General features: G+C 73.1%; 10 protein-coding genes. 4 read left to right on the forward strand and 6 right to left on the reverse strand.

The window, feature by feature from the left end:
* Nucleotides 1–62 precede the first annotated feature (62 nt).
* Complete coding sequence (locus tag ACGF5G_RS22625; protein WP_393265732.1) at nucleotides 63–1,133, forward strand: DUF418 domain-containing protein; 1,071 nt, start codon at nucleotides 63–65, stop codon at nucleotides 1,131–1,133.
* A 22-nt stretch (nucleotides 1,134–1,155) separates the two neighbouring features.
* Here ACGF5G_RS22625 and ACGF5G_RS22630 read toward each other — a convergent pair whose 3' ends face one another.
* Both ACGF5G_RS22630 and ACGF5G_RS22635 read right to left on the reverse strand, forming a co-directional pair.
* Complete coding sequence (locus ACGF5G_RS22630) at nucleotides 1,156–4,017, reverse strand: M48 family metalloprotease (RefSeq protein ID WP_393265735.1); 2,862 nt, start codon at nucleotides 4,015–4,017, stop codon at nucleotides 1,156–1,158.
* Nucleotides 4,014–4,475 (reverse strand): hypothetical protein, encoded by a 462-nt coding sequence (locus ACGF5G_RS22635; protein WP_393265737.1) that lies wholly within the window; start codon nucleotides 4,473–4,475, stop codon nucleotides 4,014–4,016. Before ACGF5G_RS22635 ends, ACGF5G_RS22630 begins: the two co-directional genes overlap by 4 nt.
* Nucleotides 4,476–4,588: 113 nt before the next feature.
* Between ACGF5G_RS22635 and ACGF5G_RS22640 the strand changes: the two genes are divergently transcribed.
* Both ACGF5G_RS22640 and ACGF5G_RS22645 read left to right on the forward strand, forming a co-directional pair.
* Complete coding sequence (locus ACGF5G_RS22640; protein WP_393265740.1) at nucleotides 4,589–4,921, forward strand: putative quinol monooxygenase; 333 nt, start codon at nucleotides 4,589–4,591, stop codon at nucleotides 4,919–4,921.
* A 146-nt stretch (nucleotides 4,922–5,067) separates the two neighbouring features.
* Nucleotides 5,068–5,619: a dihydrofolate reductase family protein gene (locus ACGF5G_RS22645; protein WP_393265742.1), complete on the forward strand. Its 552-nt coding sequence runs from the start codon at nucleotides 5,068–5,070 to the stop codon at nucleotides 5,617–5,619.
* Here ACGF5G_RS22645 and ACGF5G_RS22650 read toward each other — a convergent pair.
* Nucleotides 5,616–8,666 carry a BTAD domain-containing putative transcriptional regulator gene (locus ACGF5G_RS22650; protein WP_393265745.1) on the reverse strand — a complete coding sequence of 1,017 codons (3,051 nt, stop codon included), beginning with the start codon at nucleotides 8,664–8,666 and terminating at the stop codon, nucleotides 5,616–5,618. The genes ACGF5G_RS22645 and ACGF5G_RS22650 overlap by 4 nt on opposite strands.
* 57 nt (nucleotides 8,667–8,723) lie before the next feature.
* Here ACGF5G_RS22650 and ACGF5G_RS22655 point away from each other — a divergent pair, with 57 nt between their 5' ends.
* Nucleotides 8,724–9,500 carry an alpha/beta fold hydrolase gene (locus ACGF5G_RS22655; RefSeq protein ID WP_393265747.1) on the forward strand — a complete coding sequence of 259 codons (777 nt, stop codon included), beginning with the start codon at nucleotides 8,724–8,726 and terminating at the stop codon, nucleotides 9,498–9,500.
* A gap of 60 nt (nucleotides 9,501–9,560) precedes the next feature.
* Here ACGF5G_RS22655 and ACGF5G_RS22660 read toward each other — a convergent pair whose 3' ends face one another.
* The 3 genes from ACGF5G_RS22660 to ACGF5G_RS22670 all read right to left on the reverse strand — a co-directional run bounded on the left by ACGF5G_RS22660 (nucleotide 9,561) and on the right by ACGF5G_RS22670 (nucleotide 12,451).
* A complete protein-coding gene (locus ACGF5G_RS22660; RefSeq protein WP_393265749.1) occupies nucleotides 9,561–10,367 on the reverse strand; it encodes a GNAT family N-acetyltransferase in 807 nt (268 codons plus the stop codon).
* A gap of 111 nt (nucleotides 10,368–10,478) precedes the next feature.
* Nucleotides 10,479–11,312: a DUF4328 domain-containing protein gene (locus ACGF5G_RS22665; protein WP_393265751.1), complete on the reverse strand. Its 834-nt coding sequence runs from the start codon at nucleotides 11,310–11,312 to the stop codon at nucleotides 10,479–10,481.
* 227 nt (nucleotides 11,313–11,539) lie between these two features.
* Complete coding sequence (locus ACGF5G_RS22670) at nucleotides 11,540–12,451, reverse strand: GNAT family N-acetyltransferase (protein ID WP_393265752.1); 912 nt, start codon at nucleotides 12,449–12,451, stop codon at nucleotides 11,540–11,542.
* Between the last annotated feature and the right edge of the window lie 84 nt (nucleotides 12,452–12,535).

Genomic DNA, 12,535 nt, shown 5'->3' on the forward strand with positions numbered 1-12,535 from the left:
GACAGTGCGGAGTGTGCTTTGGCCCGATGCCGGCGGCCGGCGGTGTCCGCAGGATGAACCCCATGTCACATCACGACTCTCGCCTGACGCTCGAAGCCGAGCGCCCACCGACGCGCCCCGGGGGCCGACGACGTATCGCCGCGCTCGACGTGATTCGCGGCTTCGCGCTGTGTGGCATCCTGCTGGCCAACGTCCAGCCGATAGCCAACGCCGGTCGGGTCGTCGTCGAGGCGAGACCGTCGGCAGGCCTGGGCGACGGGCACGCGTGGATGGGGCTCCTTGTCGAGCAGCGCTTCTTTCCGATCTTCGCTTTCCTGTTCGGCATCGGGTTCTCGCTGCTACTGGCCTCCGCCGAGGGGCGCGCTGCCCGTCCACGGCTGCTCCTGCTACGCCGGCTTCTGGTGTTGCTCGCGATCGGTGTGGCGCATCTGCTGCTGTGGCAAGGCGACATCCTGCACGCCTACGCCATCGTCGGCCTGTTGGTCCTGCTCCCCTCGACCTGGCTGCCCCGGTGGACGGTGGCGATCCTCGGCACCCTCCTCATCGTCACCGCGCTGATCATCGGAGACAGTCACTTCGTCCTGATCGCCGGGCTGTTTCTGGCGGGCTCAGCCCTCACCCGGTACGGCGTGATCGGCCGAATGGGGCAGTCTGCGACGGTGCCGGCCGTGCTCGGCCTGGTCTTCGCGGTAGCGGCCGCGCCGTTCCTGTGGTCGCAGGTCAAGTCGCTGAGCAGTGACCAGGACGGCGACGCCAGCCTCTCGATGTCCCTGGGCGGGCTGTTGCTCGCCGGGGCCTACGTGTGTGCCCTGCTGGTTCTGCTCAGGACGCCGCTCCGCCCGGCCCTGCGAGCCGTCTTCGCGCCGTTGGGTCGGATGGCACTGACCAACTACCTGACCGCCACGATCCTGGTGCTGGTGGCCGCCAGGGTCGTCGGCGGCCGGCCGGAGGACTGGCCCGTGACGACAGTCTTCCTGATCGCCGGCCCTGTCCTCGTCGTCCAGTGGCTGTGGTCCACCCTCTGGCTGACCCGATACCGCAACGGCCCGCTCGAGTGGCTCTGGCGGTGGGCCACCTGGGCTCGCCGCCCGCCCCTGCGGGTCGCCGCGTCATCGGATCGACCAGGCGCCTGACGTCGCTGCCCGAGAGCTTCCGTCAGCCGGTCAGTCCCGCCACGGCGGCCTCGACCGCCGCACCGAGTAGCCGCTCGTTCAGGGGTTCCGAGATGGCGCTGGCGTAGACGGTCACCAGGTTGTGCCCTGCCTGGACGATCACGAAGGCTGATCGTCCGGTGATCCGCGTCTGCCCGCTGCCGGCGGACAGCCGGTAGTCCACCCGCCAGGAATGCTCACCGAGCACGGGCGGCGGCCGCGTGTCGACCGCGAACCGCACGGCCGAGCCGTCCCCGCCCCGGGCGGTGAAGCCGGGGCAGGCCCGGCGCGCCAGCTCCGCCTCAGCAAGCACCGACGCGGGCACCGGAACGGCATGGGACCTGATCTCGACCACCAGTTCGGTCGATGCGGTCGCGGCGGGGCCGGGCACCGTCGCGTAGCGGGCCCGCTCCCGAACCCGTTCGACTCCGCCGAGCCGGTCCAGGTAGGAGTCCTCGGCCAGTGGCCGGCAGGCCGACGGCTCTATCCGGGAGCCGCCGCCGCTGTCACCCCGGTCGGGTCGGACCCGCCAGCCCCGCGGTAGCACCGCCCGAACCGCACCGGCCGCCCGGCGGGCCTCCGCACGGGTGAGCAGCCGACCCGGGTCGGGCGGCCCCGGAACGGGCCGCGCGGACCCGGCGGTGACGTCGGGCGCCGGCGGGACGACCGCAGCCGCCGACGGCGCCGCGGCTCTGGTCGGATCCGCCACCGGAAGCGGGGCGTACGCACCGGGTATCCCCGGTCCGAGCACCACCGTGGCGAGCAGGGCCGCCAGCAGCGCGACCGCCGGTACGGGTGACCGAGTGTCGCCCGAGGACGACGGGACCGGAGCGGGGACGGGCGGCCGGGACACCAGGAACGGGAGGGTGAACGCGACGAGGTAGCCCAGCCAGACCAGCGGCGCCAGCAGGTGCGCCTCGGCGGTACCCAGCCCGTCTGCCCGTCCGGTGACCAGGGCGTGCAGGTACTGCAGCAGCGCCGCCGTCACGCCGGCCACCCAGCCTGCGGTCAGCGCCCGGCCGACACCGGTACGACGGCGGACCGCGAGTACCAGCAGGACCGCCCAGCCGGTGAGCGCGCAGAGCAGCCAGCGCTGTTGGGCCAGCCGGTTCGCCTCGGCCAGAGTTCCCGGCGGGGACAGCCGGGTCCACCAGACGGCGGACCCGGCGCCGATCAGCACGGCAATCAGGACCGCAGCCACGACCGCCCGGTCCCACCGGCGCTCCGGACGCCGGTGCCCGTCGCCGGCACTGTGGAGTAGCAGGCCGACCAGCACCGGGACCAGCAACGCGAGCAGCGGCCAGCCGGTGCGGGGCAGCGCGAAGACCAGCCAGCCGCGGACCACCTCGCCATCGGCCAGCACGGAGGCCACCGCCGGCAACGGCCAGAGCACCGCGACACCGGCGGCCGCCGCGACCAGGTACGTGGCCGAACGCCAGCCGACCGACCCGGGCTGGAGGGCGACCACCAGCCGCGCCAGCAGCACGCAGAGCCCGGCCACCGCGGCGGCGAGTGCTCCCGCCAGGGCGGCGGTGAGCATCGCGGCCGGCAGGTCCGTCCAGGCCGACACGCCCGAACTTCCCGGAACTGGCAGCGCGATGGCGATGAACGCCGCCACCGCGAAGCCGGTGCCCGCGCCGAGAACCGGCCGCCACCATCCGCCCGCGCCGGCGGCAGCCCGGCGAACCAGCGCGGGCAGCAGTCCCACGGTCAGCAGGACGGAGCCGACACAGACCGCGACGGGCGGGCCGACGGTCGCCTGCACGGTCAGGAAGAGGTCACGTGCGAGGGCGTCGGCGGAGCTCATCGCCAGCATCGCGACCGCGCCGACCGCCAGGCCGTGCGTCCAACTCCCCGGCGGGTCAGCCGGCCGGCCCAGCGCCGTCGCCCGAGCCACCGGATCCGGATGCCGGGCGAGCAGTCGACGCCGTCGCGTCGGACGACCGGCCCCGGCGCGGAGCAGCGCGGCAAGGTGCACGGCGTGGCCGGCATCGGCGGCGTACCGGTCGGCCTCCCGCTCGCGTCGCCGCAGCAGACCGGCCGCCAGCAGCGCGGTCAGCACCGCGATGGCCGCCGCCCGGCCGAGCGCCGTCAGGTAGGTCGCGTTCAGCCCGAAGAAGGCCACCTCGAGCAGGCCGGCGGCAAGCACCGCCGGCACTGGCAGCCATACCAGGCCACGGACAGCCGACGCCCAGGCGACGTCCCGGGCGAGGACGTGCGCGAGTTCGTGCTCGACCACGGGATCGAAGCGCGCCGGCTCGGCGTGGGCCACCGCGACGGCCGCTGGGAGCACCACCGTCGGTCTGCCGAGCACGCCACCGGTGGTGTACGCCTGCCGTACCGGCGGGGCGGCGACGACCAGTCTCGGCCGGTGTCGTGCGGCCAGCTGGTTCCGATCGCAGAGATCGGCGAAGCGTTCCTGCGCGCCGGGCACGGTGAGTCGGCGGCGAAGCCGACGCCGGTCGGCCAGCGGCGGCACCAGGACGAGCACCGCCGCCCCGCCCAGCGCGATCCCCGCCCCGGCGACCATGACCACTCCACGCCGGCGGAACTGCCCGGCCATGCAGCGGTCGCGGACAGTCGTCTGTTCCGCCGCCCTCCCCGAATGGGCCCGGGTGCAGACGTCGACGGCTGCCGCCCAGGGTCGGGACAGCGAGCGGTCGGCGACGAAGTAGAGGCCACCGGCGCTGATCCCGACGCTGACCAGGGACGCGAGCACGAGTGCGTAGAGCCATGCGAGCCGGTCCGGGGGGACGCGTGAGCCGGCACCGGGACCTCCGTCGCCGACACCACGACCGCCGTCGGTCATGCCGTCCGCACCCGTACCACGGTCGTCGCGGGTCGCGCCGGCACCGGGCCAGGTCATTCGTCCGGTGGATCGACCATCGCGCCGACGGCCGCGTCGGCGAGCAGCTCCGCCCGGTTGGGATCGAGGCCCAGCGCCACCGCGTGCCGGTGGCACGCCTCCCGCAGTCGACGTGCCTGTGCGGAATCCAGCCCGGGTCGGGCATCGGGTGGGGCGGGCAGCTCACGGCGGCGGCGACGCAGCAGGCCGACTCGGGCGGTGGTGGCACCGAGGACGAGCACCTCGCCCACGGCGGCGGCCACCACCTGGAGCACGAGTTCGGTGAGCAGGGTGGTGTCGATGCCGAAGCCAACCCCACCTTGTGGGACGGACCAGCTCACCCGTCCCTTCGACATCTGCCGTCGCCAACCGGCGGCGACCTCGTCGAAGATCGGAAGTTCCTCGGCGGCGATCCGGCGGACCCCCGCGCGGGCCGCATCCACGACCAGATCGGCGGCGGCGTTCTGAGGCTCGGTCACACGGCCATCGTGCCGGTACGGCACCAGCCCGGGAACCCGACAGTAAGGTTTCCGGCAGGGCACCCGGCCGACGCCGGTCTCTCCACCACGACGCCTACGGACGGGAGACGTCAATGATCTTCATTACCGCCAAGTTCCGGGTACTGCCAGAGCACGCCGACCGGTGGCCCGAGATCGCCGACGAGTTCACCCAGGCCACTCGCCGTGAGCCGGGATGCCTGTGGTTCGACTGGTCCCGCAGCGTCGACGACCCGACGGAGTACGTCCTGGTCGAGGCGTTCCGCGACGAGAGCGCCGGCGCGGCGCACGTCCAGTCCGCGCACTTCAGGGCGGCGCAGCAGGCCCTGCCGCCACACCTCGCCGAGACGCCCCGCATCGTCAACGTGACGATCCCGCAGGACGACTGGTCCCCGCTCGGCGAGATGGCCGTTCCCGACCGTAGCTGACCACCAGTTGCGAGCGCGCGACCGCTCGGTCGTCGCCGATACGCGGCGGGAGGCGGTCCGTAAGGGCACGTGAAGCGAACCGTAAGGCGCCTCGGGCAGAGTCCTGGTTGTCGAACGGGGCACGCAACAACCAGGAGGAACCCGACATGCGCAGGATCATCAACTCGACCTACCTCACCCTCGACGGCGTCATCGAGGACCCGGCGTGGACCATGCCGTACTTCGACGACGAGGCCGCCGCCTTCGCCGGTGCGCAGACCGAGGCGGCCGACGCCCTGCTCATGGGCCGGCGCACCTACGACGGCTTCGCGGCGGCCTGGCCGAACATGGACGAGAGCGACCCGAGCACCGGCGCCGCCTACTTCAACAACGTGAAGAAGTACGTCGCCTCGACCACCCTCACCGACCCGGAGTGGAAGAACAGCGAGGTGCTGCGGGGGGACCTGATCGAGGCGGTCACCGCCCTGAAGGCCCAGGACGGCAAGGACATCCTGATGTACGGCTACGGCGTGGTCACCGACGCCCTGGTCAAGGCCGGCCTGGTGGACGAGGTGCGGTTCTGGATCCACCCGGTCTTCGTGGGTGGCCCCTCGGTGTCGGCGCCGCTGTCCGACGCGCGGACCACGCTGACCCTCACCGACACGAAGGTCATGAAGAGCGGCGTGATCATCGCGACCTACACGCCGGCCGCCGCCTAGGCAGGAAGCGGCTGGACCAGGGCCCGGGCCTGACCCGGGCCCAGGTCGCGCCCGGCCCGGTACGCCGCGGCGAATCCGTCCGCACCGAGCGCCGCGACCAGCCGCGCCGTCGTACGGTCGATCTCGTCCTGCTCCGCCGGGGCGACCGGCGCCTGCGCCGCGACCCGGGCGGCGTGCGCGGCCCCGAGGATCCGTGCCCCGACCTGCGGGGTCGGGGCCGCCGACGCGAGCCCTTCCAACGCACCGCAGGCGTCGCGCGGCGCGTCGATGGCGACGGACACGTCGAACGCCCGGGCGTGCAGCGCCAGCGCGCGGTCGCCGTCGCCCTCCTCCGCGACGGCGTACGCCAGCTCGGCGAGCACCATCGGCAGGAACAGCGCGTCCTCTCCGCCCTGCGCGACCAGGCGTTCCAGGTGGGTGGTGGCGACGTCGAGCTTGCCGTCGCGGCGGGCGGCGATGCCGAGGCTGAGCTCGGCGAAGACCTGCGCGGACGGCGAGTCCTGCTCGACCGCCAGCCGGTACGCGCGCTCCGCCAACTCCCGCGCCGCGCTGTGGTCCCGGGTCTGCACGGCGAGCCAGGCCAGCCACGACAGCTTGGACCCCACCTCCGGCCACAGCCCCAGTTCCTCGGCCCACCGCAGGCCCTGGCGGTGCAGGGCGGCGGCCCGCTCGTGGTCGCCGGTCAACTCGGCCAGCCCGCCCAGCCAGTCGGTCGCCTGCAGCCGGCCCCAGTCGTCACCCAGCTTGGCGAAGAGCGTGGCGGCACGGGTACCGGCGCTCTCCAGCGCGGCGACGTCGCTGGCGGCGTGGGCGAGCATGGCCCGGGTCAGACACACGGCCGCCTCGACCCAGGGGTCGTCTCCGGCCGCGACGGCCCGGTCCAGCAGGTCGGCGCTCCGCGTCCGGTTGCTGTTCTCCAGGAGCGCGGCAGCCACGAACCAGGTGGCGCGGCCGTCGGCGTGCCCGGCGAGAGCGGCGTCGACCTCGGTGGGCGGGACCGGCTCACCCTTCAGCAGCGCGAACCCGACCCGCCACACGGCCGCCTCGGCGCGCGCCGCGGCGTCGCCGTCGAGCGTCAGGGCCCGGTGGGCCTCGGTGAGCCGTCCACGGAGGAACCAGTACCAGGTCAGGGCGTTGGCCAGGCGCAGGCCACCGCCGTGGGCGAGGGCCGCACGAAGGTTGCCGGTCTCGGCGTCCAGGCGGGCCAGCCACTCGCGCTGGCCGGGGCCACGCAGCAGCAGGTCGGCGCGCTCGGCCCACCGCGTCCAGTACGCGGCATGCCGCGCCCGCACCGGGTCGGCGGGGTCCAGGCGCTGGAGGGCGTACGCGGCGACCGACTCCAGCAGGCGGTAGCGCGGCACCACGCCGGACTCGTCCAGCACCAGCAGCGACCGGTCGACCAGCCCGGACAGGACGTCGACGTCGGCGTCGCAGACCGCCTCGGCGGCCTCCGCCGGGCAGCCGTCCGCGTGCACGGCGAGCCGGGACAGGACCGCCCGCTCGTGGTCGGTGAGCAGGTCCCAGCTCCAGCCGATCACCGCGGTCAGGGTGCGCTGCCGGGCGGGGACGTCCCGCTGCGTCGTACCGAGCAGCCGGAACCGGTCGTCCAGCCGCTCGACGACACCGGCCAGACCGAACGCGCGTACCCGCTTCGCGGCCAGCTCCAGCGCGAGCGGCAGGCCGTCCAGGCGGCGGCAGAGCTGCGCGACGGCCGGCGCGGTCCGTTCGTCCAGGTGGAAGCCGCGCTGCTGCGCGGCGGCCCGGGCCGCGAACAGCCGGGCCGCCGCGGACCGGCGGACCGCGTCGAGGTCCGACTCCTCGCCGGGTACGGGCAGCGGCCGCACCTCCCACAGCAGCTCACCGGCGAGGCCGAGCGGTTCCCGGCTGGTCGCCAGCACCGTCACCTCCGGTGCCTGCCGCAGCAGCCGGGCGACCAGCGCGGCGGCCGGCTCGACCACGTGCTCGCAGTTGTCCAGCACCAGCAGGGTCCGCCGATGCCGCAGCGCCGCCACCAGATGGTCGTCGGCGGTGACGCGGCTTCCCGCGATCTCGTGGACGTCGAGCGCGGCCAGCACCAGGTCGGCGACGCCGGTCTCACCGGGGCGCAACGCGGTCAGGTCGACCAGGTGCACCCCGTCGGGGAACGCCTGCTCACGGGCGACCTCGGTGGCCAGCCGGGTCTTGCCGACCCCACCGGGACCGACCAGCGTGACCAGCCGCTGTCCCGGCACGAGGGCACGCAGCTCGGCGAGCGCCTCGGCGCGGCCGACCAGCTCGTCCAGCCGGGCCGGCATGCTGTTGCGGATCCGCGCGGCGGCCGGCGGCGGACGCAACGCGGTGTCCTGCTCCAGGATCCGCCGGTGCAGCGCGGTCAGGTCCGGGGCGGGGTCCAGGCCCAGCTCGTCGGCGAGCCGGCGGCGCAGGTCGGCGTAGCTGTCCAGGGCCTCGGACTGCCGGCCTGACGCGTACAGGGCCCGCATGTGCAGCGCCCGCAGCCCCTCCCGCAGCGGGTGCCGGGTGACCAGCTCGGCCAGGTCGGCGGCGACCAGCGCGTGCTCGCCCCGGGTCAACCGCGCCGACGCCAGCTTCTCGTGCACCACCAGCCGGGCTTCGGCGAGCCGGGTGACCTCGGCGCGCACCCACTCCTCGTCCGCCACGTCCGCGTACGGCTCGCCCCGCCACAACCCCAGCGCCTCGGTGAGGCTCTCCACGTCGTCCTCGGCGGCCAGCGCGACGAACCGGTCGGCGTCCACCGCGTCGGTTCGCAGCACGTACCCGGGCGCGCGGGACTCGACCAGGTCCCGGGCACCGGGTTCGGCGTCGTCGAGGGCCTTGCGCAGCTGCGACACGCGCACCTGGAGAGCGCCCGCCGCGTTGGCGGGCGGGGCGTCACCCCAGAGGTCGTCGACGAGCCGGCCGGCGGAGACCACCTGGTTGCGGTGCGTGAGCAGGTCGGCCAGCAGCGCCCGCACCTTGGCGCCCGGCACCGTGACCGGCGCGCCAGCGTCCGTGGCAACGGCGAGCGGCCCGAGGACGCCGAAACGCATGCCGGCCACCCTACCTGCGGTAAGCGGGTCGTAAGCGGCGCGGCGCAGGCTGACGCCATGGCGTACGCACCCGTGAACGGTCTGTCCATGTACTACGAGTCGCACGGCGACGGGCCCGGCCGGCCGCTCGTGCTGCTACACGGCGCCCTCTCCGGCATCGGCACCTCGTTCGGCGCGATCCTGCCGCTGCTGGCGAAGACCCGGCGCGTGGTCGCGGTCGAGTTGCGGGCCCACGCACGCACGGCGGACAGCGATGGCCCGCTGTCGGTCGACGGTTTCGCGGTCGACGTCGTCGCCCTGCTCGACCATCTCGACGTCGCCGTGGCGGACGTGTTCGGGTGGAGCCTGGGCGCGGCCGTGGCGCTGCGGCTGGGCACCGATCACGCACACCGCGTCGGCCGTCTGGTGCTGGCCTCGGTGAGCTTCGACGCCACCGGCCTGCATCCGGGGCTGCTGGACGGCATCCAGCACCTCGAACCGGAGCACCTGCACGGCTCGGAGTTCCACGACGAGTACGTGCGCACCGCCCCCGACCCGGCGGCCTGGCCCACCCTCGTACGCAAGATCAAGCAACTGGACGCGGACCCGCCCCGGTGGCCGCCCTCGGCGATCAGGGAGCTGGCCGCGCCGACGCTGCTGGTCCTGGCCGACTCGGACATCGTCCGGCCCGAGCACGCGGTGGAGATGTTCCGGCTGCTCGGCGGCGGGGTGGTCGGCGACCTGACGGGCCTGCCGGCCGGCCGGCTGGCGGTCCTGCCCGGCACCACCCACACCACGATGCCGCAGCGCGCGGAATGGTTGGCCCCGATGATCGACGAGTTCCTCGACGCGTAACGGCAGCCCGTGACCAGGATCGTTGTGAAAGTGGGCAGGTGGCTTGTGGAGTTCGGGGTGTCAGGGGTTGATGGTGTGTTCGGTGAACTGGCCGCAGGAGCGGAATCCCAGGCGGCGGTAGACGGGCTCGCCGTCGGTGGACGCCTGCAGGACCGCGATGTGGTGGTTTCGGTCGCGGGCCGTGTGGAGTGCGGCGAGTGTGATGGCGCCGCCGTAGCCGCGTCGGCGGTGGGCGGCCAGGGTGGAGATGTTGTAGATCCCGGCAACGCCCGCGTGATGAAACACTTCGGCCGAGCAGACCGGACGGCCGTCTACGTAGCCGACCAGGTAACGGGCCGGACAGTGCCCGGCCAGGGCCTGCGGGGCGGCCTGGGTGAAGAAGCGGCGGACGGTGTCAGCGGGCGGGGTCCAGTTCGCGGCGAGAACCGCGGCGTAGTCGGCGAGCTGTTCGGGCGTGGCCACCGTCTGGATGTCCAGTCCTGGGGCAGCGGGCAGCGGCCGGGTGTCGTCCAGCTCGGCCCACATCGCCGTCTCGCGTTCGGATGCTGGCAGACCAGCCGCCGTCAGGCGGGCGGTGAGGTCCGGTGGCCTCGAGGCGGGCCCCACCCACCAGGAGAAACGGCGGCCGGTGCGAGCCAGTGTCCGGGCGGTCTCAGTGATACGTGCCGTAGCAGTGGTGGCGGTGAAGCGGGCCGCGGCGACGATGTTGAAAGTGTCGTCGTCCAGGCTGCTGTCGGCGACCAGGAGGTCATCAGTCTCCGTAACGGTCGCACCGCTCATGCTCCGATGCAGGTGACAGGCATGTTCCGCCAGATTCTGCTCCATCCTGTCCGTCAAGTCGGCGTCATTGAGAAAATGGACATTCATAACGAATTATCCCAGCATGACTGGGCGTAGATTGCACGTGATTTTGAATCGCTCGCCGACAGTGTCACGCCGGCGATAAGCACATTCGAGACACGTCCTAAACCAGTCCCGTCATGCCCCGATCGTGCCACCCGCTACCGGCGGGGCCGGCGGCGACGCTGAGGCCGGACCCGGCACGGCCGGCATGTCGGACATCGACCCCGCCGGGTTCGCCGACGCACTCCGGGGCAGCGGGTAGGGCGCGCCCGGCACGACCCCGCCTGGGTACCCGGGCCAGAGCGGAGCTGCTTTCGCGATCCGGTCCTGCTGGGCGGCGGAGATCCGGCGGATCAGCACGATGAAGGATGCGCCAGCGACCAGACAGGCGACTGTGGGGATCACCCGAGGGCCCAGCGCCTCCTGGTAGTAGCGGACGTACGTGGCGAACTCCGTCTCGCTGCGGGGCCACTCGGTCAGCCGGCCGTACCGCTGTTCGTCGCGGAGACCGAGGATCCGGTCCCCGGCGGTGAACACCAACCACGTCGTCCACCAGACCCCGACCAGCACCGGCGTGTTCCGCCGCCAGAGGCTGTCCCGGGCCACGTTGGCCACGACACGGGCCGGCACGACGAGGTTGGCGAACGGGACCAGCCAACCGGCGATGGCCCAGGCCGGGCTCAGCGTCGGCAGGGCTCCCGGGAATGCCGCCAGGTTCGTCCGCACCCGCCACGTCCAGATGATCACCAGCACCGCGGCGGTCAGGAGCGCCAGCGCGTAGACCAGGGTGAGTAGCCCCTCGGCGACGGCCGCGCCCAGCAGCAGGTCGCGGTCACCCCGCTCGGCGGCCGTGCGGGCCATCCGTACGCCGAGCACGGGGAACAGCCCGCTCGGCAGGTAGAGCAGGCTGGCCGCGCCGACCGCTGTCGCGGCGGCCGTGCCCAGGCGCCGGACGGGGTACGTGGGCACTCCTGGAGTGATTGCCGGCTGACCGAGCGGTGTGCCGCAGCGCTGGCATTCGTTGAAAGCCGGGGACGTGGCGTCCCCGCAGGTCTGGCATTGCATGTTGACCGTCCAGGAAGGCGGTGAGAGGCGACGGGCGCAGACTAGACGATCACGCGGTGGACGGTGACCCCGCGTCGCGCGGCGTGGAGGGGGCGTACCGGATGCTGGTGCACACCGCGATGCGTTCGACGTCAGTGAACGATGACCAGATTGGCCATGTCGACCACAGGCCGGTAGCCGAGAGTGGCGTAGATCTTGTTGGAGGTCGGGTTTGCCTGGTCGGTGAACAGGCACACCCGCGCACCCTCGGCCTGGATCCGCCGGGAAACCTCAGCGACCGCGTTGCTGGCCCAACCGCGCCCGCGCTGGGCCGGCGGCGTGTACACCGGGCCCACGCGCGCGACCCCGAACGACGGTGGGTTGGCGCCGGTGAGGTGCACCCGCTGCCCAGTCTCGTCGACCCAGAACCAGAACTGTCTGCCTTGTAGCCGGCGCAGCATCTCCGCACGGTCGGGTACTTCGTTGGCACTGGCACCGCGCTGACGGCCGGCCTGTTCGTCGGCGTCGCCCGTGAACGCGCCGAACCACTCCGTGACCAGTTCCAAGTCGTCCTCGGTCGCCGCCTCCAAGCCACCGGGCGCACGCGCCGGCCACACCAGCTCACCGAGCTCGTGCAGCCGCGTGTGCAGATTGACCCGGACTCGGCCCCCGCCGAGTCGGGCCAGCTCGGCGGCGCACAGCTCAGCGGCAGGAAGGGCGCCGTTGACCGCGAGCACCTGCTCCCCGCGCTCGTGCAACGTGTGGGCCAAGGCCACGGCCGCCTCGTCAGGCATCGGCAATAGGAAGGGCGGATAGGGTGCGAACGGCGCCGTCCGCATCCCGGCACCGACCACGGCGCCGGACTCGTCCCTGATCACCAGCCACCAGTTGCGGTCGGGCTGCGCGATCCCGGCGGCGCGCTGCGACAACAGTCGGTGCGCAACGGTGGTCACGACCGTGCTGACCACCGGGTCGGCGGCCAGGTAGTCGCCGGCCGCGGCAAGAAACTCACCTGGATCGGTGTGGAACTGTAGGTGCGGTCCGGTGATCGGGATTGCGCTCATTTTCGTAAGCTATCCGCCGCCTCGCCCCAGCGGCACCTGGATTCTGCGCCGTCGAGAACGTGACTGTTGAGCGACCGTGCCGCC

Origin of the sequence: Micromonospora sp. NPDC047730, from assembly GCF_043204765.1 — a bacterium.
In the GTDB taxonomy this organism is placed as follows: Bacteria; Actinomycetota; Actinomycetes; order Mycobacteriales; family Micromonosporaceae; genus Micromonospora.